Annotated in this window: 12 protein-coding genes; 5 read left to right on the top strand and 7 right to left on the bottom strand. The window is 61.5% G+C overall.

Features of this window, described 5'->3' with window-relative positions:
• Positions 1 to 421: 421 nt before the first annotated feature.
• Positions 422 to 2,776, bottom strand: a complete 2,355-nt coding sequence (locus tag L6R21_15610; GenBank protein ID MCK6560619.1) for a DNA internalization-related competence protein ComEC/Rec2 — start codon at positions 2,774 to 2,776, stop codon at positions 422 to 424.
• 388 nt (positions 2,777 to 3,164) lie between these two features.
• Here L6R21_15610 and L6R21_15605 point away from each other — a divergent pair, with 388 nt between their 5' ends.
• Genes L6R21_15605 through L6R21_15595 form a run of 3 tightly spaced genes read left to right on the top strand, consistent with a single transcriptional unit; the run spans position 3,165 to position 11,772 of the window.
• Positions 3,165 to 3,935, top strand: a complete 771-nt coding sequence (locus tag L6R21_15605; GenBank protein MCK6560618.1) for a hypothetical protein — start codon at positions 3,165 to 3,167, stop codon at positions 3,933 to 3,935.
• A gap of 56 nt (positions 3,936 to 3,991) precedes the next feature.
• Positions 3,992 to 9,088: a putative Ig domain-containing protein gene (locus L6R21_15600; GenBank protein ID MCK6560617.1), complete on the top strand. Its 5,097-nt coding sequence runs from the start codon at positions 3,992 to 3,994 to the stop codon at positions 9,086 to 9,088.
• 29 nt (positions 9,089 to 9,117) lie between these two features.
• Entirely contained in the window at positions 9,118 to 11,772 is a 2,655-nt protein-coding gene (locus L6R21_15595) for a protein kinase (protein ID MCK6560616.1), read from the top strand.
• A 37-nt stretch (positions 11,773 to 11,809) separates the two neighbouring features.
• On the opposite strand, the gene L6R21_15590 is transcribed toward L6R21_15595, so the two are convergent.
• The 6 genes from L6R21_15590 to modA all read right to left on the bottom strand — a co-directional run bounded on the left by L6R21_15590 (position 11,810) and on the right by modA (position 17,763).
• A complete protein-coding gene (locus tag L6R21_15590) occupies positions 11,810 to 12,199 on the bottom strand; it encodes a hypothetical protein (protein ID MCK6560615.1) in 390 nt (129 codons plus the stop codon).
• Positions 12,200 to 12,279: 80 nt separating this feature from the next.
• Complete coding sequence (locus L6R21_15585) at positions 12,280 to 13,794, bottom strand: sigma-54 dependent transcriptional regulator (GenBank protein MCK6560614.1); 1,515 nt, start codon at positions 13,792 to 13,794, stop codon at positions 12,280 to 12,282.
• 324 nt (positions 13,795 to 14,118) lie between these two features.
• Positions 14,119 to 15,612, bottom strand: a complete 1,494-nt coding sequence (locus L6R21_15580; GenBank protein ID MCK6560613.1) for a hypothetical protein — start codon at positions 15,610 to 15,612, stop codon at positions 14,119 to 14,121.
• Positions 15,613 to 15,699: 87 nt separating this feature from the next.
• Complete coding sequence (locus L6R21_15575) at positions 15,700 to 16,197, bottom strand: SRPBCC domain-containing protein (protein ID MCK6560612.1); 498 nt, start codon at positions 16,195 to 16,197, stop codon at positions 15,700 to 15,702.
• Between the two features lie 81 nt (positions 16,198 to 16,278).
• Positions 16,279 to 16,971 (bottom strand): molybdate ABC transporter permease subunit, encoded by a 693-nt coding sequence (gene modB, locus L6R21_15570; GenBank protein MCK6560611.1) that lies wholly within the window; start codon positions 16,969 to 16,971, stop codon positions 16,279 to 16,281.
• 12 nt (positions 16,972 to 16,983) lie between these two features.
• Positions 16,984 to 17,763: a molybdate ABC transporter substrate-binding protein gene (gene modA / locus L6R21_15565; protein MCK6560610.1), complete on the bottom strand. Its 780-nt coding sequence runs from the start codon at positions 17,761 to 17,763 to the stop codon at positions 16,984 to 16,986.
• Positions 17,764 to 18,406: 643 nt separating this feature from the next.
• Here modA and L6R21_15560 point away from each other — a divergent pair.
• Positions 18,407 to 19,666, top strand: a complete 1,260-nt coding sequence (locus L6R21_15560; GenBank protein MCK6560609.1) for an adenylate/guanylate cyclase domain-containing protein — start codon at positions 18,407 to 18,409, stop codon at positions 19,664 to 19,666.
• 429 nt (positions 19,667 to 20,095) lie between these two features.
• Positions 20,096 to 21,646, top strand: a complete 1,551-nt coding sequence (locus L6R21_15555) for a hypothetical protein (protein ID MCK6560608.1) — start codon at positions 20,096 to 20,098, stop codon at positions 21,644 to 21,646.
• The last annotated feature ends 26 nt before the right edge of the window (positions 21,647 to 21,672 follow it).

Here is a 21,672-nt window from a genome sequence, read left to right as displayed (position 1 = left end):
CGCGATTGTAAGAGAATTTTTCAAATTTGTCAACAACTTTTTACACAAAATCTTATTACATATATTGTATTTAGTAATTAGATTATCAAAATTTTATAAGTGATCTTATTTCAACATAAAAGACAAATATGCTCGTGAAACATCTCAAAAGAACCGTCCTCGGATGAATCTTTAAGTTGATTAATAATATATTATTGTCATATGATACATCCGGGGCCACGTGGTGAACACGGATGGTCAAACCGAAAAAGCCCGCGCCGGCTCTATAAAATCAAAAGAGTGATGACCTTCCATTCACTGTGACGGAACGCCGCGCGACTCTTGCCGGGCGGCGTTTTCTTTTTGAACAACGACTCTTCACGCAAAGGAAAGGCGCAAGAAGCTGCCATCGCCAGCACTTGTGCTTGCCAGGAGCGGCGCCTCAGCGCACGCGCCACAGCGTGCGGCCGTCGCTCTCGAACACGATCGCGCCGGAAAGATCGGTGCGCAACAGCGGAATGCCGAGCGAATCAAAGCGCGCCAGGATCGATGAATCCGGATGGCCGAAGGAATTGCGCCGGCCTGCTGAGATCACCGCCCAGCGGGGAACAACCGCGTCCAAAAATGGCGGTGTGCTGGAAGTGCGGCTGCCGTGATGTCCCACCTTCAGCAAATCACTGGCAAGCGCCGGCGCGTGCGCCAGCAGCCGGCTTTCACTCCAGCTCTCCGCATCCCCGGTAAAAAGCAGCGTCACCTCGCCGAACAAGACCTTGAGCACGACCGAGGCGTCGTTGAGCGTTGGCACGGCATCCGCCGTCACGCCGGAGTGCAAGACGGTGAGTTGCGCCGCCGGAAAAGCGGTGAGGCGATCACCCACCCGCAACACGCGCTGCGGAATTTTCAGACTATCCAACAGACGCTCGCAGGTTTGTTCCAGCTCGGCAGCGGTGGTGCTGCCGCAGGAGTAAACGGAATCGATGGCAAGCTCGCGCAACAAGGCGGGGAGGCCGGCGAGATGATCGGCATGAGGATGAGAAATGAGCACCGCTTCCAACCGGCGAATGCCCTGCCGCTGCAAATAAGGCAACAGCGCGGTTTCCGCCGCGGTGGTGAATTCGTTCGCAGGCCCGGTATCGATCAACATCTCCTTGCCGCGCGGAAACTCCAACAGCACGGCATCGCCCTGGCCGACGTCGAAGAAAGTGATGCGCAGCTTCGGCGCTGCGCCAAAGGCCGAGAGCCAAACGAAGGCGTTCAGCGCCAGCAAACCGAGCGGAAGCAACAGGCGGCGCGGCCGGCGCCGCCATTCGATCACCGCGGCCACGAACAGCGCATACGCCAGCCAGAAGAGAACCGGCATGGCGACGCCGTCGAGGTAGGCGAGCGGCACGCCCGCCAGCCAGCGCGTGAAAACGATCATGCCTGCTGCCATGAGTTGCGCCACGGTGCCGAAAGCAAGCGCAACGAAGTCGTTGAGCAATGCCGCCAGGCAGGCCACGGCGCTGGTTGCCACCAGCACAAAGGCCGCGGGAATGACCGCCAGATTCCCTAAAATCGCCAGCAGCGGCAGTCGCCCGAATGCCATGGCCGTGAGCGGCAAAGTCGCGAGTTGCGCGGCCAGCGAAACGGCCAGCAAGGCCACGGCCCAGCGCATGCCGGGACGGCGGCTGCCCGGCAGTCTCGCGAGCTGGAAGCACAGCGGCCGGTAGAGATAGGCAATGCCCAACACCGCGACGAAAGAGAGCTGAAAGCCGATTTGAAAAAGCTGCAGCGGCTGCCCGAGCAAAATCACCAGGCCGGCGAGGCCGAGGCTGTTGTAGATCGAGGCCGTGCGTTGCAGCGCACGGCCGAGCAGAATCACCGCGGCCATCAGCGTGGCGCGCAGCACCGGCGGCTGCAAACCGGTAAGCGCCGCGTAGAACGCCAGCCCCGCGAGCACCACCGGCCACTGCCGGCGTTTGGGCACGCGGCACAGCTCCACCAGCATGACCAGGATCAGTGCGACAAAACCGACATGCAATCCCGAAACCGCCAGCACGTGAATCAAGCCGGTGCGGGCGAAGTTTTCGATTACCTCGTGCTGCAATTCTGCGCGGCTGCCCAACAACAGCGCCTTGAGCAGGGCCAGGTCCTGCCCGGCTGCAAAGCGGGCCAGCCGTGCTTCGGTCCAGAGTTGGACGCCGGCGATGAGGCGGTCGACCGAAAATCTCTCCGGCTTGCCCGAATGCCACGCCAGCGAATCCGAGGCATAGAAGATCGCATTGATGCCGGCTGCCCGGAGATAGGCGCGATAATCAAACGCGCCGGGATTGCGGCTGGCGTCCGGCAGCACCAGGCGGCCCGGCATGATGACGGTCTCCGAGACTGTCACCGGCGCCGGCGATTTGACATAGGCCAGCACCTCACCACGGATGCGCTGCACCGCGCTTCCCTCCCACACAGCGTACACCCGGCATCGAAAGCGCCAGGAATTCGCGCGCGCTTCCGGCACACTGGCGACAGCGCCGAACAGCCAAATCTCACGCGTGTCATCGACCCACGCACCTACTTCACCCACGCGTGGCCGTTGCTCGAAATGCAGCCGCAGCATGCCGGCCAGCAGGCAAGCCAGCAACAGCAATTGCGTGTTGAATTGCAGCGCGTTGCTGCCGCGGCCAAAGCGCAGCAGCAGGCACGCGGCCAGCAGACAAAGTGCAAAGGCAGAGAGCAGGAAGGCGGCGGGGAAAGCACAGCGCGATTGGATGAAGATGCCGAGACTGAAAGCAAGCGCGAGGAAGAAGACCGGGCGTCTGGCCATGACACTGCCTCCTCCGGCGAAAGATCTGGCAATGATCCGCGAGCGGAAGCACTCGCTCAGGAAGCAGCGGCGCGACTGGTGGCGTGAGCGGATACGGCCGGTCCCCGAACGCGCGCCGCGGCCGCGGATGCGGCACGGCGGCAATCTATCAAATCGCGGGCTGGGTTGCAATCGCAATCTCGCCGGCGTGCCAACCGCGGCAGCGGCCCGGGCAATTCACCACCACGTAATAAACCGCAATCGGCAGATCTGCGGGTATGTTTAAAGTTGAACAATCGAATGCCTTCTGCAAAGTAACAGATCGTTAACAAGCGCGGGGAGAGCTGAGGAAAGGCCACGGCTTGCACAACTGCAAACACAGAAACTCATGCGCCGGATTGAGGGATCAATGCGCTTCCGTTACCTACAGTTGATCCTGCCCCTTGCCCGGTTGTCGTTCATCCTGCCGGTGATCCTGTGCGCCCAGCCGCACACAGCGCGAATCCAACTGACGGTCGGGATGTATCCCGTTGTCGCCGTTGCAGACAACGCCGTGGTGCCGGGTGATTCGTTGTTTGACGAACGCGCCCGCGAGTTGGGCCAGTTGCTGGCCACGGCCTTGCATCAGCATGAAGAATTGATCGTGCTCTTCCCTGATTTGATCATTGCGCAAGTGCCGCAGCCCACGGCGTTCGATCCCCTGGAAGCCGGCGTGGTGCAGCAGCTTTGTGCGGAGCTGTCTCTGCAACGGCTGCTCGTGCCGACCGTGGAAGTTCCAACCGGCGCGCAGGACAGCAAACAGCGCTGGCGCTTGCTGCTGCGCTGGCTGAAAGCGGACACCGGCGAAATGGCCAAATCACACCTGGTGGAGTTCGAGATCGTACCGTCGCAGCATTATGATGCCAACCAGCCGCCCTCCGGATTCAATGCCGCGCAGATGATCGCCGCCCTGCTGAGCAAGCCCGAATTGAGCCAGTCCCCACCGGCCGTGACCGTGTTGCCGGAGATGCCGGCGCCACCCCAGCTCAGCTCACCTCCTGCAAACAAGCAACGTTGGTTGTGGTATGTCGCCGGCGCTGCTGCCGTTGGTGGCTCCGCCTACTGGATCTTCGGACGAGAAGCCAGGACAACCAGCCAGCCACAACTATTGCCCGAGCCGCCCGCACCGCCGCGGCAGTAACCTTCGGCACCTCGCGATTTCTGCTCCTGCAAGAGCCGTTTGTGGAGACCAGTACCATGCAAAAAAGGATGGCAAGCACGAAGACTCCCTGGTTTTGGAGATTTGTTTTTCTTCCCTCGAACGGCAGTCATTCCCTGTCCGCCAGTGAAAGCCGCCGGCAGCCGGCCTCCTGTCCCGCCTTTCTTATCGTGCTGTTGCTCGCCGGCGCTGCCACGCCTTCGCTCAAAGCCCAACAGAATCTTCCCATCGTCATGGTCGCCGGGCGGCAACACGTTTCGGCGGTGGCCGCGCTGCCCACTGCCGGCGCCGTGATTGCCTGGCGGGATGAACGCAGCAGCCCGGCCGCGTTGTATGCGCAACGCTTGAATGAGAAATGGCATCCGCTGTGGGCGGCCAACGGCCTGCAAGTTTCCAGCTCTTCCAGCAAGGTGGAGGCTTATTCCGGCATCGTGCCGGGTGATGGCAGTGGCGATCTCATCCTCGCCTGGCAAAGCAGCCAGGATGATGACGGCGACATCTACGCGCAACGGTTGAATCCCCAGGGCGTGCGGCAATGGGGGGAAAATGGCATCATCGTCTACCAAGGCAGCCGCGAGCAGGGTCTGCCAATCGTGGTCAGCGATGGCGGCGGCGGCGCTCTTGTCATCTGGCAGGATGAGCGCCAGGGCGGCAAAGACATCTATGCCCAGCGTCTCGCTGCCAACGGCGCGAAACTCTGGCCTGAAACCGGAGTTGCCATTGGGCAAACGCGGCGCGAGCAGATTTTGGGAGACGCAGCAGCAACGCCTGACGGCGGCTTCGTCGTGGCGTGGAGTGATGAAAGGTACAACCCCTATCGCGTCTTTGTTCAGCGCGTCGACAACAGCGGACGGAATGTCTGGGGCACTGGCGCGCTGGTCGCCAATCCGGTTCGTCACCAGCGCGCGCCCCGGCTGGCAGTCGTTCCCGGCGCGGCACAGGATTTCACCGTGCGCGTGGCCTGGCTGGAAGGCAGGCTGTTGAGCTCACCCAATGTACAAGTGCAAAGCCTGAACGCCAATGGCGCCACGTTGTGGAGCAGCGCGGTGACAGCCGGCCGTACCAGCGCCGACCAGTCCGCGACGCAACTGCTGGCAAGCATGGACGGCAGCGTGCTGTTGGTTTGGCAGGATGGCCGCAACGATCCGGCGGATATCTATGGACAACGTGTGGCCGCCAGCGGCAGCTTGCTCTGGACCAATGAAGGGCTGGCCATCGCGCGCGTGACCAAATCACAAACGCTTCCCCGCCTCGCCAGCGATGGCGCCGGTGGCTTGATCTGCGCCTGGCTCGATGACCGCAGCGGCGCGAATGTCGCAGTGCAGCGCATCACGCCGGAGGGCAAAGCCGCCTGGACTGCCAATGGTGTGCTGATCAAAGCTGAAGACGGCAAGGCAACTCAGCCGGCCATTGCGGCAATGTCAGCAGGTGGCGTGTTGGTTTCATGGACGGATTCGCGCAAGGGCAATGAGGACGTTTTTGCGCAACCCGTTACTGCTGCCGGCGTGGCGGAAAACATTGTTCCGCTGATAACTTCCACCCCGGTTACCGCAGCGCGGGTGGGCAGTCTTTACGATTATCATGTGACTGCCACGGATTTTGATTCAGAGACTGCGCCGGAAGTGCGGCTGCAAGCCGGGCCGGCGTGGCTGCGCCTGGAAACCGGCACGCAAACACTCTCCGGCACGCCGGCAGCAGCGGACACGGGCAAGAGCACCGTGACGATTCTGGTTGTCGATGAAGCCGGCGGCAGCGCCGCGCAAACGTATCAGTTGCATGTGGCCGCGGATCCCAGTGTGCCGCGCATCATTTCCAAGCCTGATACCGTGGCGCGCGAGGATCAAAAATACGTTTATCAAATCCAGGTTGCCGCGGCGGCCAGCGATCCGGGCTTGCGTTATGAGTTGAAAACCGACGCTAGCTGGCTGGCGCTGTCGGCGCAGGGTGAGCTTTCCGGCGTGCCGCGCAACGAGCACGTCGGCACTTATGCCGTCACGCTCACGGTCACCAATTCGCAAAACAAATCCGACCAGCAGGCTTTCAAGCTGCGCGTGGAAAACACCAATGACGCGCCTGCCCTCACCAGCGGTTCGCCGCCGGCAGCGATCGAAGACTCGGTTTACCAGTTTCACTTCGAAGCCCGCGACCCGGACGTGGGCGATACGCTCACGTTCACCGCTCCGCTCAAACCGGCCTGGCTGCAACTGAGCGCCCGCGGCGAGTTGACCGGCACACCCCGGCGCGCCCATCTGAACGATACTCTGATCACCGTTGTGGTCGCCGATCGTGCCGGCGCGCGCGATCAACAGACGTATGCAATTCCAATCCGCCACGTCAATCATCCGCCCCGCATCACTTCGACACCGCCGGCCACCGCGCTCGAAGATGCCCTTTGGCAATATCAAATCACTGCCTCCGACAGCGATGCCAACGAGAGTCTGAGCTTTGTTGCCCTTCAGATCCCAGGCTGGCTCTCCTTGAATTCCAGCACCGGCTTGCTGCAGGGCACGCCCGCCAACGAACACGTCGGCGATCACAGCGTGCAGATGCAAGTGCGGGACAAAGCCGGCGCCAGCGATCAACAGAGCTTCAGCGTGCGCGTGATCAACACCAATGATCCGCCTGTTTTCACGAGCCGGCCCGACACGATCGCGCTGGTCGATTCCCTGTACCGCTACACGGTTTCCGTGCAGGAAATCGACGCCGGTGATCGCGTACAAATCGCCGCGACGGCCAAGCCGGCCTGGCTCATCTGGGAGAATGCCAACAGCGAGCTGCGCGGCGTGCCCAGCGCGGGTGACACCGGCAGCGTGAGCGTCACGCTGCAGGCAAGTGATCAGGCCGGCGGCATTGCCACGCAGCAGTTTCGCATCAAAGTATTCAGCCTGGCTGCGCCGGACCAGAACGCGCCGGCAGCGCCGCAAAACCTGACCGTGCTGCCCAGCCAGTGGAGCCGCGCCACGCAAATCACCGTGCGTTGGCAGAATCCCTTTGATCCGAGCCAGATCAGCGGCGCGTATTATCGGTTTGGCGCGGCGCCAACTCACGACAGCGACGGTTCATTCGTCGCGGCGCCGCAGGTGCAGGAACTGCGGCTGCCGATCACGCTCGAGGGCCGGGTGCCGGTTTACATTTGGCTGGTGGATGGCCGCGGCAACGTCGATTACCGCAACAACGCGCGGGCCGAATATCGCCACGACCTGACGCCGCCTTCTTCAGCCAGTGAGCTGCGTTTGATCACGGAGAACGGCAGCACTTGGACGAAAGCCGACTCTCTGGCCTTCACCTGGCAGCCGGCCAGCGACCAGCTCAGCGGCGTGGCAGCCTATGAATTCCGGCTCAACAGCGAACCCATTCTCAAGCTGCCGAGCAACGTCACCCGGCTGGTGCAAAGCTCACTGCTCAGCGAGGGCACTCAGCGCTGGCAGGTGACCCCGCTCGACAGCGCCGGCAACCGCGGACCAGTGGCTTTTGCCTCGTTTGGCGTCGATCGCACCAAGCCCAATCTGGCGCACGTGCCGGTTGACACGGCCGTGAGCGGCCAGCCGCTGTTGCTGCGCGCGACTGCCAACGACGCACTGTCCGGCGTCGCAGGCTTGCGCGTGTGGCAGCGCAGCGCCGGCGCCGCCACTTTTGTGTCCCAGGCGATGATTCGTGAGAGCAATGAATTCGTCGTCACGATCGGCGGTGAGGCTTTGCGTTCGGCCGGCTTGGAATATTTCCTCGAGGCGGCCGATTCCGCCGGCAACGTGGCGCTTTCCGCGCCCAGCGCCACGCTCCCCTGGCACGCGGTGGTGACGCGCAGCAGTCAAATCGCCGCGCCTTATCCGACGCAAGCCGGCTACTATCAAATCGTGGCTCTGCCCTATCGCTTGACCGCTCCGGCGGTGGAGGCCGCGCTCGCAGATGATTTCGGCGCGTATGATCCGGTGCGCTGGCGCTTGTTTGCTTATGATCCGGCGCAGGGCAATGTCGAATTCGGCAATTTCGATTTTCGCAATCTCGAGCCCGGCAAAGGTTACTGGCTGATCACGGCAACCGGCCGGAATTACACTCTTGGCGAGAGCTATTCCCTCACCACCGGCGAGGATTTTCTCCTGACCTTGCAGCCCGGCTGGAATCTCATCGGCTCGCCGTGGGATTTTCCCATTGATTGGAGTGCGGTGCAAAAGCCCGCCGGCGTGGAAGCGCAACTCTGGGCATTTGACGGCCGGCAATACCTCGCCGCCGGCAATGAGATGCAGCCCTGGCAGGGCTACTTCAGCAACAATCTCACGGCGCAACCGCAGACCCTGCGGCTGCATCGGCGCAGCGCTGTAAATTTGACGAAAGCGGCGCGGTCGAGCCTTTATCAGCCTGCCGGCAGCGTCACGTGGTGGTTGCAGTTGCGGGTGAGTGATGGCGAATTTCATGACGACCAAAACTGGCTGGGCGTGGCGCCGAATGCAGAGCAAGAATGGGACGCGCTCGATTTGAGCGAGCCGCCGGCGGCGTTGGGCAACTTTGTGTCGCTGCGTTTCAATCGCCATCATTGGCAGATGTTCGGCGGTGACTATGCTGCCGACTTCCGGCCGCCGTCTGAGGGCGTGCAGAGTTGGCCGTTTGAAATCGCCACCAGCGCCGCGGGCAAGACCTTGCAGCTTTCATTGTTGGCCGCGGCTGAGTTTCCGGAAAACTGGCAGGTGCTGCTCACGGACGAGAACGGTGAAATGGTGCACCAATTCGATTTGGCCACCGGTGCCCGCCTGGCCTTGCGCAGCAGCAGCAGTGTGCGGCGATTGATCTTGTGGGCCGGGCCTGCTGCCGAGATGGCTGATGCCGGGCTGATCACGCCAACCGGCTTCGCGCTGGCGCCGGGCTATCCCAATCCGGCGCGGCTGCGCAGCGGGCAAAATGCCGTGAGTGTAATTCGTTTCAACCTGCCGGCGGCGGCGCCGGTCACGCTGGAAATCTTCGATGTGTTGGGCCGCAAGATTCGCGCATTGGCAACCGGCAGGCATTTTGCAGCCGGTCCGCATGAGTTGGTGTGGGATGGCAGGGATCAGGCGGGGGGTGAGGTGGCGGTGGGAGTATACATTTATCGTTTGGGGACTCCCCAATTCACCGCAAGTCAAAAAGTGATCGTGATCAAGTGAAGGCAGCCCACTCAAATGCATCGTTGCGATTGCTGATATGGTTCCTTCTCTTCGCCTGCGCCGGCCTGCAGGCGCAAAGCAAAGATCAGCAGCGCGCGCAGAGCCTCTATCAAGAAGCGCTCAAAGCCAGAAACGCGAATGATCGTCTCAAGCTGTTGCGCGAGGCGCTGGTGTTGGACCCCTACGCCGCCCGCATCGAATATGCCCTGGGTCGCGAGTTCTATCAGCAATCGCGCCTGGATTCGGCCGTGGCGCATTTCGAACAAGTGATCGTGCTGGATCCAGCGCTCGCCGATCAAGCGGGTTTGCGCACGCTCTTGCCGCCGGCCTACAACGCGCTCGCCAACCGGCATCTCAGCAAAGGCAACCTCGAAGCCGGCCTGGCCGCCGCGGCCGCGGCCCTGCGGCACAACGAAAACTTCGCGCCCGCGCTGGCCACGGCAGCGCAAGCCAGCTTTCAGCTCAATCGCTTCACGGCCGCCGCGAAGTACGGTGAACGCTTGGTGCGGGTGCAGCCCACGGCGCGCAACCACTACCAGCTCGGCGCGGCCTACGAGGCCAGTCAGGAGGTTGCTGCGGCCGCACAGCACTATCGCCAGGCGCTCGGCCTCGATCCCGGCTTGACAGCAGCCAGGCAGAAACTCGAACAATTGGAAAAGGCGGCAAGTCCGGTTGAGGCGGTTCACCCCCAGGTCGCGCCAGCCCTCACTCCCAACGATAAACGTAATCAGGCTCGCAGCCAAAAGATTGCTGCCGATGCAAGCACGCGCCAGCCGAAAGCAGACCTCGCCTCCCGCCGCAAAAGCGAGAGCAAGCCGCAAAAAGCCGTGCGTAACCGCAAACAGCCGCCTTCTGTCATTCGGGACGTGACTTACGAAATCGGCGTTTTGCGACTGGCCAAACCCCCACTGGAGATCATTCCGTTTCTCGACTCGGTGCACCATCGCAATCTGCAGCGTGAACTGGCGGAACGGGAACAAAACCGCGGCGACCACTGGCTCCGACTGTTGATTTTGGCCCTGCCCGCCGGACTGTTGTGGTACTATCTCAAACGCCGGCCGCTCTCCCGGCAGGCAGTCCTTGCCGATCTCAAACACGCGCGCAACTGTATCGCAGCAGGAGCCGGCCGGGTTGTCATGCGGATGAAGACGGCGCTGCGCCGCAGCCTTCCTCGGCCCACGCCCGCGCATGCTTTGGCTTTGCCGGGGCTGGCCGAACCGGCGAACCTCGAAATGGCCGCGCCGCACGGCCCCACGGAAAGTGAAGACGAAAGATCCTCACCGCTGCCCGAACCCGTCGAGCAGCGCAGTGAACCAACCGGAAAGAGTATCATGGACGAGCAAACAGCGGCGGGAGCAGCCGCCACCGGCTTTGGCCTGCAAACCGAAATCCTCTTTGCCGAGATGATTGCGGCCTCGCCCGGCCAGATTGATGCAGAAGAAGCCGAGCAGGAGGAAAAACCGGTCGTCGCCGTCGCGCAGTCGCTGGCTGCGGACGAAACATCAGACGGGAGCACGCCTGCCACAATTACCACCGGAGAACTTACCGCCAACGGCGCGACGACCGCAGCGCCGGAGCCTGAGCCTCTCGAGTTTCTCGCTGCTTCCTCCTGGCAAAAAGGGGAGCGTGCGGATGGCGCCCAACAGGACACCGCCGTGTCGCTGCTGCATGAGCTGGAGGAAGAGGCCCCGCTCGATATTGTCGAGCCGTATCTCAGCTTCGAGCATGACAGCGCGGTGGCCGCCGCCCAGGCGCTGCTCAACGGCGCGGCACGGCAGCCGGCCAATGCCGAAGCGACCGCACCGGCGGCAAAGGGGAATGACAACGGTGAGCGCACCACTCAGGCGCCGGTGCCGCCGCACAAGATCAGCCGCTACGTCATCGATCGGGAAATTTCGAAAGGCGCGACCGGCCGCATCTACAAAGCGTGGGATCCCAAACTCGGCCGCGCCGTGGTGCTGAAGATCGTGCACTACGGTTTTGGCGCCTCCGCGCACGAGATTCATGTTTTGAAGGACCGCATCTACCGGGAAGCGCGCGCCATCGCGAAGCTCAATCATCCCAACATCGTGGTGGTATATGACATCGACGACGAGCCGGGATTCTCCTACATCGTGATGGAGCATCTCGAAGGCCGGGATCTCGGGCAAATTCTGCAGAACGGCCAGCGCCTAGGCAGCAGCCGCGCGCTGGATATCGTCATGCAAGTTTGCAGCGCGCTGGAGTATGCCCACCAAGCCGGCGTATTTCACCGCGACATCAAGCCCTCCAACATCATGCTGCTCGCCAATGAAGAAGCCAAGGTGATGGATTTCGGCATCGCCAAGATCAACGACTATCTCTCCCTCACGCAGACCGGCCGCGTGCTGGGCACCCCCAGTTACATGGCGCCGGAACAAATCGAAGGGCACGACACCGATGGTCGCGCTGATCTGTTTTCACTCGGGGTGGTGTTGTATGAATTGCTGGCCGGCAAGCGCCCCTTCCTGGCGGATACGCTGGCGTCGCTGGCTTACAAGATCGTGCACACGCCGCATCAGCCATTGCGCCGGGAGAACAGTGAATTGCCGCCGGAATTGGATGACGTGCTCGAGCGCGTACTGGCTAAGCAACCGGCGGCGCGTTATCAAACTGCCGCGGCGTTTCGCCAGGCGTTGCTGCAGGTGCGCCGCAAGCTGGCGTGAGGGTTGGAGGAAAGGCAGGAACAGCGCAGGCGCACGCCTAGAAGATGTACTGCCGAATGTCGAAATTGGGATCGGCTTCCATCAATTTGCGGATCGCGTCGGCGGGGCGGTCGAGCACGCGAAAGCCGTTCAGTTCGTAGCCGGCGAACATCAACTCGCTGCGGATGTGAAGAAAGGCTTCGTACCACGCCACCAGCGCGCGCGTGGAGAGTTGTTGCAGCTCGGCGGCGATTTCGCGCGTGTCCAAATCGACGACGCCGCGGTTGAGCGCGGCTTGATAATCGACCTGATTGAGGATATCCTGAATGACGTTTTTCTTGAACGCATAATCCTCGCCCGGTGCCGCCTGGCCGGCGCGGCGATGGTCGTCACGGCGCGGGCGGTCAGCGAAACGCGGGCGGTCGGCGGCGGGCGATTGTGCATACATGGGGCCTTCCCTGGGCGGTTGGTGCATTCTCTGCTTTCGTAAGATGAGATGAAACTCGGTTCGGCTGCGGCGCCGCGGGATTATTGCGCCCGGCGCGGCGAGAGCGTGATGTCGTAATGCTTGAGCATGCGATAGATCGTCATGCGGTGCACGCCGGCCTTGCGGGCGACGCGGCTGATGTTGCCGTTGCAGCGGTTCATCAGCTCGATGAGGTAGTCCCGTTCGAATTTTTCCACCCATTGCTGGCGCGCCTCGCGCAGCGGCAAATCCGCGGCGTGCGCTGCCGGTGCTTTGTCCTCGCCGTGGCTCTGTCCCTGCGCGGTCTCGCGCAGATAGCCCGGCAAATCAGCGGCTTCCAGGCGCGGGCCGCTGGCCAGCGAGGCGACTCTTTCCATCACGTTTTGCAGTTCCCGCACATTCCCTGGCCACGAATATCCCACCAAACAAGCGAGCGCGTCCGGCGAAATCTCCAGCACTTTGGTGCCGCCGGCGCCGGCGAATTTTTCGAGAAAGCTCTGACACAGAAGCGGAATGTCGTCCTTGCGCTCGCGCAGCGGCGGCAAGGCGATCGGGATGACGTTCAGGCGATAGTACAAATCGTGCCGCAGGGCGCGGTCTTTCACCGCGGCAAAGGGCTCGCGATTGGTCGCGGAGATGACGCGCATGTCGACTTCGATCAAGTCCTTGCCGCCCAACCGGCGAAATTGGCGCTCCTGCAGCACGCGCAACAGCTTGGCCTGCAAATCGAGATTGAGTTCGGTGATTTCGTCCAAAAAGAAAGTGCCGCCGTGTGCCAGCTCCAACAGGCCGCGCTTCGCCGCTACTGCGCCGGTAAACGCGCCCTTCTCATAGCCGAATAATTCGCTTTCCAGCAGATTGCCGGGCAGCGCCACGCAATCCACCGCGATGAACGGCCCTTTGGCGCGGTGGCTGTGCGCGTGAATGCTGCGCGCGATCAACTCCTTGCCGGTGCCGCTTTCGCCATAGATCAGAATGTTGGCGTCGGTCTTCGCCACTTTGCGAATGCGCTCGAAGATTTCGCGCATGCGTTGATTTTTGCCGACGATGCTTTCGAAGCCGAAGCTGGCATTGAGCGGCGCGCGGCCCGCCCGCCCCGTTTCCCCGGCCGGGCTTGACGGCCGGTCACGATGATTGTGCGCTGCAAACGCATGTTCGATCGCCCGCAGCAAATCCGGCCCGGCAAACGGTTTCTGCAACTGCAGGCCCGCACCCGCTTCCGCAGCGTCTTTGCCGCGGCCCGCTGCAGCGGAGGGCGCAGCCAGCATGATCACCGGCACTTGCCGCATGTGCGCGTATTCGGCGTTGCCGGTCAATTCCTGGTAAACGGCATAGCCGTCGCGATCGGGCAACATCAAGTCCAACAGCACCAAATCGGCTTTGCCGCGGCGCAGCAGTTCCAAACCTTCGCTGCCGTCGCGGGCCGCGAGAAAATCATAGCCGGCCCTCGTCACCAGCGTGCGACACAGATCATGCAGGGCGAGATCATTGTCAATCAAAAGGACGGTGCGTCTGGTGCCGTTGGTTTTGGCTGCGGGAATCACAGGCTCCGGTGAAGTCTGGCTGGGTTGAATCATACGCTCGCCTGATGGATGAAATGAAGTTTTTCGCGTCGCGCCGGATTTCGCATCGTAAGTCTGTTCATGTCACATGTGTGTTGCAATCATACTGGGGCAGGTGGCTGCTGCAATTTGCAATAAATTTGACAAATTTGATGCCACCACACTGTGACAGCAACGCCGCTGCTGCCGCAGCGAATAATTGCTGGTTAATTCTTCAAATATATCGCAGGCAGGTGCTGACGCGACGGACGTGAAACTGCTTCAGCATGAAACAATTGTCCGCGCCTAAACAGAATCACTGCGTTTCGTGTGGGTAAAATGGCAGGTGCACAGCACAATTCAACGTGACGGTGTGCGCTGCGGCAGAAGACGCACCACGCCAAAGGCCAGCAGCGCGGCCAGCAAGCCCCAGAGAATGTAACCCAGCTCGGTTTGCGCCAGCCAACCCGGCTCGAATTGTCGCAACGGGCCGCGTGTTTCGAGAAAATAGAACAGCAGCGTCCCTGCGAAACCGGCGATGATGGCGGCATGCACCTGACGTGGTTTGGTGTTGGGCAGAAAGAGGGCGGCCATGGGCAGGAAAATCGTGGTGGTCAGCACACCCGAGGAGAGATAGAAAATGTCCCACAATGATTCGATGAACAGTGCATAGACAAACGCCGCTGCGATGGCGACCACCGAGATGTAACGCGGCAGCCTTTGCCACAGCGCCGGCGGCCAGCGCGACTGCAGCGCCGGCTCGAGCATGTCATAAGAAAGTGACAATGCCATGACATTGCCGGTGGTGTCAATGGTGGACATGGCAGCGGCCGCCAATCCCACCACCAACACCACGCTCAACACCGGCGGCGCGAAATCCTGCATCATCACCGCGAAGATGGCCGCGCCCTCGGCCAGCCGCGCCGGAATCACGCTGCCGTGCGGCGGATACAAATACAACGCGGTCAAGCCAATGAGCAATGGCCCCAGCGTCACGAAGATGAATGAATTCAGCGCCGCGATCGCGACGCCGCGGCGGGACTCGGCGAGCGAGCGCGCCGCCTGCAAACGAATCCACACATCAGTGGTGACCAGCCAGCCCGGCAAGTAGGCGATGAAGGTCATGAGAATCAACGCCGGCCCGGCCGACCACAACGACACCGCCGGCGCGCTGGTTTTCGGAGGCGTCGCCAGGCTGGCAAGAAAAGCCGGAAGGCTGCTCTGCTGCAACACGGCTCGCGCGCCCAGCGCCGCGATCATGGCGATGAAGAACGCCACCAGCGCGAACTGAATCTGATCGGTGATGACGTCCGCTTCGAAACCGCCGAGCGCGGAGTAGGTGGCCACCACCAGCGCGATCAAAAACATCATCAACTGCGGCGAGGTTTGCAGCAGCGGCGCGGTGAGGTGAGCGGCGGCATGGATCTCCGCGCCGCACCAGATGAGATAAACAAAGGCGAGCGGCAAGGCGAGCAACTGCCGGCTGCGGACGCCGAAACGCCGGCCCACCATTTCCGGTTGCGAGAAGGCTTGCAGCCGGCGCAAGCGCGGCGCCAGCAGAAAAAACCCCAGCATCGCCAGCAGCCACGGAATAGCCAGCAGCCAGAGCGCGCCCAAGCCATACCAGTAGAAAAGCTGCACGCCATAGACGCAAGACCAACTGATCGACATCATGCTCGCGGAGATCGACAAACCGGAGGCCCAGCCGCTGAGGCGCTGGCCGGCCGTCCAAAATTCCTGCGAACTGTCTTTTTTGCCGGTGGCCGCAGCCCGGCGAAGACTGCGAATACCGACGACCACCACCACGACGGCGTAAAGCGAAAACCCGATCCAGTTCAACACGTGCACAGGCATGGCAGGCGGCTCGCGGGAGATCAGTTGGTCTTTTTGGTTTTGGAAAATGGCGAATGCGCGGGCGTGTGGTCGCACCCGCCGCAAGGCCTACTTGCCTTCACACTTGGCTTTCAATCGCGCCAACGCTTCGTTGTAGGCCTTCACTTGGGCGGCAATATCGGCCTCCGATTGCGGGCCGGATTCGGTGTAGCGTTCTTCGATGCTGACTTTGGTGGTGCTGCCCGCCGGCGTCAGCCGCCAGCGTTGCTGGCAAATGTAGGTGGCATTGTCCGGCTCCCACACGAAACGCAACTCGCTGGCGGGTTTTTGGTGGATCAAGATGAACGTGCCGGTATCGCCCCAGACTTTCATGGCGACGCCATCACCGGGCTTGGCCAGCGTCTTGGCCGGGCCGGTGTAGCCGAAGTTCATCACGCCGCTGAGCTTCTGCAGATCGGTCAACACCGCCCACACGGCCTGTGGCGTGGCATTGATCGTGATTTCGCCGACAAAGCTCTGGCCGGTCAGTTTCTTGTTGGTGGTTTGCGCGAAGCCGGCGGCACACAACATGAACAACGCGCACAGCAGAGGAAGGACACGACGCATACGGACCTCCGTGAAAGGTTAGTGATGAGGGGCGCGGGCAGAGCCGGCCCGCCTGCAACATGGTAAGAAGCGCTCACGCCCTCAGCCATCTTCATCCATTTTGCGCTGAATCACCGTCATCGCCAACAACATCACAAATGAGATCACCAACAGAATCAGGGCGTATTGATGAGCGGCATCGTAATTGAGCTTTTGCACTTCATCATAAAGCGCAATCGAAGCCACTTTGGTTTTGCCGGGTATGCTTCCGCCCAGCATGACGACCACGCCGAATTCACCCAGGGTGTGCGCAAAGCCGAGAATCGTCGCGACGCCCAAGCCGCGCCGGGAAAGCGGCAGCATGACATGGCGGAAGGCCTGCCAGCCGCTGGCGCCCAGCGTGCGTGCCGCCTCCAGCAGCTCCGGCGGCACGGACTTGAACGCGCTCAGAATCGGCTGCACCGCGTAGGGCAGGCTGTAAATGATCGAGCCGATCACCAAACCTTCGAAGGTGAAGGTGAGCGTTTGGCCGGTCAGTTTCAACCAAAATTTCCCAAACGGCTGTTGCGGTGAGAACAACATCAGCAAGTAGAAACCAATCACCGTGGGTGGCAGCACGATGGGAAGGCTCACGATGGTTTCCACGGCCAGCAGGGCGCGCCGCCGGCTGCGGCTCAAGCCGAAAGCCAGCGGCATGCCCACCAGCAACAGCAGTATCGTCACCACGAAAGCCAGGCGCAAGGTCAGCAGCAAGGCTTCCCACAGTTCGGGCGGCAGCCCGCTCAAAACTCGCAAACAGTCTCCCGGTCAGTTGGGCAGGCGAAAGCCATAGCGGTCAAAGATGGCCCGCGCGCCCGCCGAACGCAAAAACTCGATGTACTTGCGCGCGGCGGGATTGCCCGCGCCGCGCTGGGTCAAAACCGCGCCCTGCTCCAAACGCGGGTGGCTGGTTTCAGGAATTTCGAAATAGGTTCCGACTTTCTCCAGCCGGGGTGAGAGAACCAAAGACAGGGCAACGATGCCGGCTGCAACGCTCCCGCTCTGCACGAATTGCGCGGCCTGCGCAATGTTTTCTCCGATCACCAGCTTCGGCTGCATCTCGCGCCAGAGCTGCGCGTGCTCCAACGCGGCTTTCGCGGCGCGGCCATAGGGCGCGTGTTCGGGATTGGCAATGGCCAGCTTGCGGACTTGGTCTTCGCGCAACACAGCCAAGCCGCGCTTGACTTCGATTTCCGGCCGCACCGTCCACAGCACCAGCCGGCCAATGGCATACTTCGTCAAGCTGCTGGAGTCAGCCAGGCCGGCGCGCACCAACGCTTTGGGGTAATCCAAATCCGCGGACAAGAAGACATCGAAGGGCGCGCCGTGTTTGATCTGCGCGAGAAAATTGCCGGAGGAACCGGTGGCGACTTGCAGCGACACGCCGGGATTTTCCCGCCTAAAGGCCGCGTTCAAATCTTCCAGGCAATAGATCAAATCCGAGGCGGCCGCGAGGGCCAGGGTCTCTTTCGTTTGTGCCTGCGCCGGAAACAGCAAGCCAAGAACCGGCAGAACAGCGGCGAGACAACCAAGCTTCCTCAGCGACATCTGTGCTCTGCTCCCGAAGATTGTGCCGGCCCGGATCATTCCATGCGGCGACCAAGCCTGCAGCCCTCGAAAAAAATTGTCCAGATTTTTTTGGCGAAAAGTGCGGGCTGATTTGTGTCTGGTCAATTTGCCACGCACATTGACAAAAGTCAAATCAAAACTTGTCCGCGGCAGGAGGCCACGCTACTGTAGCGACTTTTTGCGAGCCGGTTTCCGCGGGATGGCCGCGGGCTGGTTTCAGATTCAGAGGAGTTCTGCTCAGGCCTAAGCTCAGTCGCGGCTGAGCATTTCGCAACCGGATGCAAGTACAGAACAGCGACTGTCTCAGGTGGCTTGGCCGTCTCAAAAGCAGACAAAATGCAAGGTCAGATCGACAGTACAAGCTTCTGATTTTATTGAGACGTAGAGGGTGGCACAGGCCTTGCAAAAGAGGGTGGCGGTTTGTGAGCAGGGATTGCGCGACCGCGCCTGCTGTAAGAACGCCGGTATCCCTCCACTCTTCGCAAGCGCTGTGAGCCAATCCGTCGCATCCGCATTCACCGAAATCATAGCAGAGAGAGCATTCATGGACTCGAATCACAACTCTCAGCCCGTTCAGCAAATGTCCGCATTCAAGAACAACTCATGCAAGCTTTCGGCGATCATGTTCACCGACATCAAGGGCTTCAGCCGGCGCATGGGAGAGAACGAACGCTTCACGCTCAAGCTGCTGCGCGACCACAATCGCATCATGCGCTTTCTGGTGCGCAAGCATCGCGGCCGCATCGTGAAAAGCACGGGCGACGGTTACTTGATGGACTTTGACAGCGCGGTGGAAGCGGTGCAGTGCGCCATCGAAGCGCAGGAACGCTTCACGCGCTACAATTTCGACAAGCCCGAATCCGATCAGATTCACGTGCGCATCGGCATCAGCCTGGGCGAAGTGCGCATCGTGGACGGCGATCTGTTCGGCGACGAGGTCAACATCGCGGCCCGGCTGCAAACGCTGGCGGAGCCCAGCGGCATCTGCCTCACGCGCGAAGTCTACGAGATGGTCAAAACCAAGCTCACCTTCGTGGCCATCAACTTCGGGCCGCAGGAATTGAAAAACATCTGCCAAAAAGTTGAAGTCTTCAAAATTCCGGTGAAGCCGCTGGGCCAGGCCGCCATCGAAATCGCCTCCAACCGGCAGGACACACTGCACGTGAGCGAGACGCAAACCTTCGAGCCTTATCTGCTGCCGCAATCCAACCCCCAGGCGGCGCAACGGCCGGCGGCGATCAGAGCGAAATTCTGGCAGCCGCGGCAATTCCTGAAACCGCTGGTTTCACGGCACAGCCTGCGCCGCGCCCTGCCGTTGGTGGCGCTCAGCATGTTGGTGCCGGCGCTGTTCATCCAGCCGGGCCACTCGCCACGCGGATTGTCCTCCGCAACGCTGGCCTCGGTTCAGCACATCGCAACAGATTCGCTGGCGCAGCCGGCGCACGCGCTTGCGGAAAAAACCTTGTTGGTGGCCTATTTTGAAAATCGCACCGGCCATGCCGGCGATGCCTGGCTGGTTACCGGCCTGCCCGACATGATCATCACCGATCTGCAAGGCACGCCTGGCGTGCAGGTGTTTGGCCGCACGATTCTCGAGGAGGCGCAGCAAATCACCGGAACGCACAAAACAGCCCGCAACAATCTCCAAAACGCGCGCGCCCTGGCGCGGCAGACGGCGGCGGATCTGCTGCTGTTCGGCGGTGTAGTGCGCGAAGGCAACCGCCTGCGCGTCGATGTCCAAGTATTCGACTCACAATCCGGTACGCTGCTGTTGGCGGAGAAAGCCAGCAGCGAAAGCGTGCTGGCCGTGATGAACGAATTGACCGCCAATCTCAAAAACAAACTCGCGCAGCCGCTGGCACTGCCGCACACGCAGAATTGACCGCACGGCGCCTGCACGGTTGCTTGAACTGCTGCGAGCAGCTCGATTGCAGTGTGATGTGAGGAATCTGGTGAATTGCTCGACGCGACAACTAACGACGCGAGTTTGTTGGACCGGCCAATAGCTTGCGCCCTGCGGACCGCACGGATTTTTTTTCAACAAGTAGAAACAGCCCCAGGGAGGTAGAAAATTTCCGCTGAGTTGTTTCCATCTGTTAGAAAACGATGACGGCGAAAACTCATTGCAGGCATTGTACGCCGTTTCGAAGTCCTCTTGCCTGAATAGCACTAGAAATCTGCCGATCCCGCCTCTCCTGCCCACTTCTGCCGTGCAGCGGCCGACTTGCTTTTGTGCCTCGCAATTTGCACCTTGCCCGCGAAAAATTCTTCCAACTCAAACTCCGCTCCACCCACAGAAAGTGACACGGCTATGACTTCGACTTCCGCCACCGGCAGCCGAAAGCGCCGGCTCATTGCCTCCGTTGCCCTCGCGCTGGGCGTGCTTTACTTGCTGCTGCTCATTCCTGCCGCCGAAGTGCCGCCCCCGGTGGCCAGCGACAAGGCGCCCTTCGTGTGGAACAAAGATGCCTATTGGCAGGCGCTGGAAGAACGCTTCCAACAGGCGAGAACAGCAGGCTGCGCCGCGCTCGAGCCAATAATCAACCAGGAACTGGCCCGCACGCAGCAGCGCCTCGACTCGCTCAGCGCCCATTCGTTCCCTCCCGAGCATCAACTCTTTGCGGGCCTCGAACACGACATTTTCGAATTGGCGCCGCAGGTGGCAGCCTGCCCGGAGAAGCTGGCCGTTTATGAACGTTTGCAGGCCCGCGTGCGCACGCTGGTGAAAGCGCAATCCCAGCAGTGGGACATCAAGTCGCCGGCGACCCGCGACCGGCTCTATCGCCTGCTCTATGGCAGCCGCGCGGCGCTGGAAGAAGTGATGCTGCAGGCGCCACCGCAAGCGCTGCCGGCGCTGACGCGCGGCGAAGAGGAACCTTCCCAAACGCCTTCCACCAAGATTCTCGGGGTCACCATTCACAGCGGCGACATTCTGGTCTCGCGCGGGGGCGCGCCCACCTCGGCGCTGATCGCGCGCGGCAACGATTATCCCGGAAACTTTTCCCACATTGCCCTGGTGCACGTCGATGAAAAAACCAGCCTGGCCTCGATCATCGAGGCGCACATCGAGCGGGGCGTGGCAGTGGCAACGCTGGAGGAATATCTGCGCGACAAAAAGCTCCGGGTAATGGTTTTGCGGCTGCGCGCCGATCTGCCGGCGCTCACCGCCAATCCCCATCTGCCGCACGAAGCCGCCAGCGCCGCGCTGGCGCAGGCGCAAGCACAACACATTCCCTATGATTTCGAAATGGATTATCAGGATGCCGGCAAGTTGTTCTGCTCGGAAGTGGCCTCGGCGGCCTATCGCCAGTTCGGCCTCGAGTTGTGGATGGGCATCTCACACATCTCCTCGGCGGGGGTGAGCGCGTGGCTGGCGGCTTTCGGGGTGAAGCATTTCCAAACGCAGGAGCCCGCGGATCTCGAATACGATCCGCAATTGCGCGTGGTGGCGGAATGGCGCGATCCGGAAACGCTGTATCAAGATCACGTTGACAACGCGGTGATCGATGCCATGCTGGAGGGCGCGGAAGCGGGCGACCGTCTCGATTACGCGTGGCATCTGCTGCCGCTGGCGCGCGTACTGAAAGGCTACAGCTTGCTTCGCAACGCGCTGGGCAAAGTCGGGCCGGTGCCCGAGGGCATGAGTGCCGCGGCCGCGCTGCGGCACCGGCAATTCAACCAGCGGCATCTGGCGATCAAAGCCAGGGTGCTGCAGCAGGCGGAGCAGTTTGCGCAAACGCGCGGCTATCGCCCGCCTTACTGGGAATTGGTGGCGCTGGCGCGCGCTGCCGCGGCGGTGCAGGCAGCAGCGACGCACCCGCATGAATTCTGTGAATGCTTCGCCGGTGTGCCTCGAACGTGAAGCAAACGCCACCGCAGGAGAAGGGC

It is taken from the genome of bacterium (assembly GCA_023150945.1).
Lineage (GTDB): Bacteria > Zhuqueibacterota > Zhuqueibacteria > Zhuqueibacterales > Zhuqueibacteraceae > Coneutiohabitans.
This window is presented reverse-complemented; position numbering and strand designations above follow the sequence as displayed.

Coding starts and splice junctions, on each gene's coding strand:
- L6R21_15610 (MCK6560619.1), bottom strand. CDS start 2,776: ATGGCCAGACGCCCGGTCTTCTTCCTCGCGCTTGCTTTCAGTCTCGGC.
- L6R21_15605 (MCK6560618.1), top strand. CDS start 3,165: ATGCGCTTCCGTTACCTACAGTTGATCCTGCCCCTTGCCCGGTTGTCG.
- L6R21_15600 (MCK6560617.1), top strand. CDS start 3,992: ATGCAAAAAAGGATGGCAAGCACGAAGACTCCCTGGTTTTGGAGATTT.
- L6R21_15590 (MCK6560615.1), bottom strand. CDS start 12,199: ATGTATGCACAATCGCCCGCCGCCGACCGCCCGCGTTTCGCTGACCGC.
- L6R21_15585 (MCK6560614.1), bottom strand. CDS start 13,794: ATGATTCAACCCAGCCAGACTTCACCGGAGCCTGTGATTCCCGCAGCC.
- L6R21_15580 (MCK6560613.1), bottom strand. CDS start 15,612: ATGCCTGTGCACGTGTTGAACTGGATCGGGTTTTCGCTTTACGCCGTC.
- L6R21_15575 (MCK6560612.1), bottom strand. CDS start 16,197: ATGCGTCGTGTCCTTCCTCTGCTGTGCGCGTTGTTCATGTTGTGTGCC.
- modA (MCK6560610.1), bottom strand. CDS start 17,763: ATGTCGCTGAGGAAGCTTGGTTGTCTCGCCGCTGTTCTGCCGGTTCTT.
- L6R21_15560 (MCK6560609.1), top strand. CDS start 18,407: ATGTTCACCGACATCAAGGGCTTCAGCCGGCGCATGGGAGAGAACGAA.
- L6R21_15555 (MCK6560608.1), top strand. CDS start 20,096: ATGACTTCGACTTCCGCCACCGGCAGCCGAAAGCGCCGGCTCATTGCC.